This window comes from Micromonospora sp. NPDC047756 (genome assembly GCF_055587245.1).
In genome coordinates this window covers 1-1,393 of the sequence record NZ_JBVJGQ010000017.1, presented here as the reverse complement: position 1 = coordinate 1,393, position 1,393 = coordinate 1, and the positions used below count along the sequence as shown (strand labels likewise).

General features: G+C 69.8%; 1 protein-coding gene. It reads right to left on the bottom strand.

Going from position 1 to position 1,393, the window contains the following annotated elements; translation table 11 throughout:
- Nucleotides 1-23 precede the first annotated feature (23 nt).
- Nucleotides 24-1,103, bottom strand: a complete 1,080-nt coding sequence (locus ACZ6NZ_RS32325) for an IS110 family RNA-guided transposase (RefSeq protein ID WP_465861636.1) — start codon at nucleotides 1,101-1,103, stop codon at nucleotides 24-26.
- Nucleotides 1,104-1,393 lie beyond the last annotated feature (290 nt).

Genomic DNA, 1,393 nt, shown 5'->3' with positions numbered 1-1,393 from the left:
CGCCGATCTGTGAGTGGGGGTTGTCAAGAGGTGCGGTGGTGGGTGGTGATGGTGCGGTAGAGCTGTCGGGCGATGTAGCGCTTGAGGCAGCGGGTGATTTCTCGGGTGGTGCGGCCTTCGGCGCGGCGTCGGTTGATGTAGTCGCGGGTTTCGGGGTGGATGCGGCGGCGGGTGAGGGCGATGGTGTGCAGGGCGCTGTTGAGGGTTCTGTCGCCGCCGCGGTTGAGGCGGTGTCGGTCGGTGCGGCCGCTGGAAACGGGTATGGGGGCGGCGCCGGCGAGGGTGGCGTAGGCGGCTTCTGATCGGACGCGGCCGGGGTGTGACCAGGTGGTGAGGGCGATCGCGGCGGTGACGGGTCCGACTCCGGGTTGGTCGAGCAGGGGTGGGCACAGGTCGGTGACGAGGGCGTGTAGGTGTCGGTGGTTGTCGGCTAGTGCGGCGTCGAGGGTGTGGATGTGACGGGCGAGGGTGCTCAGCTCGCGGCGGCGGGTGTGTTCCTCGATGGGCAGGTGGGTGCTCTCGGATGGGTCGAGGGCGGCCAGTCGGGTGATCTGGTTGGCGGTGCCAAGCCCGCGTAGGGCGTGGCGCAGAGTGTCGTCGGCGGTCAGGATCAGTGCTTTGACCAGGTTGACCGTGGCGGTGCGGGCGTCGCTGTGGTGGCGGCGGCAGACCAGCAGGAGACGCAGCGCTTCGCGTGCTCCGTCGCTGCGGGGCACGGCGATGCGGTCGGTGGACAACGCGAGGACCGCGTGGGCGGCGGCGACCGCGTCGAGGTGGTCGGACTTGCCGCCCCGGCGGCGGGCCGCCGCGGCGGGTTTGGGCGCCTCGCAGACCGGTTCACCGGCAGCGGTCAACAGCCGGCACAGCCCCTGACCGTGCGCCCGGGTGCCCTCCACCGCCCACAACCGGCGCCCGTCCGGCGGGGTGTGCGCGGCGGCGAAGGCCAGCAGCCGGCTCAACCCGTCCGCGTCGGTGGACACGGTGACCTGCGCCAACACCGCTCCGAACCGGTCGAGTACCGCAGCGGTGTGCGTGTCGGTGTGGGTATCGACCCCCACCACCACGTCATAGGCATCCGTGACCCGCTCTACGATCTGTGGCATCTCGGTTGCTCCTTTGCCAGTGACGACCGGGACAGTCGACGTCGGCTCGGGATGCAGTCACCTCAGCGGCACATCTGTGATGGGCCACGTGCGCTCGCACGGGCAGGCTTCTGATCAGGCCAGCAAGGTGGGCCGGGCCGGCGCCGACGACCACCTGGGGACAGGTCTTGCACAAGGCACACCCGCACTCCGAGCGGCCAGATCGGCAATGAGCCACCCAAGCAATCATCGACGCCGAACCTAGCGGCAACCAGCCGAACCGATCACCACGTACATAGAAGCGTCTTGCA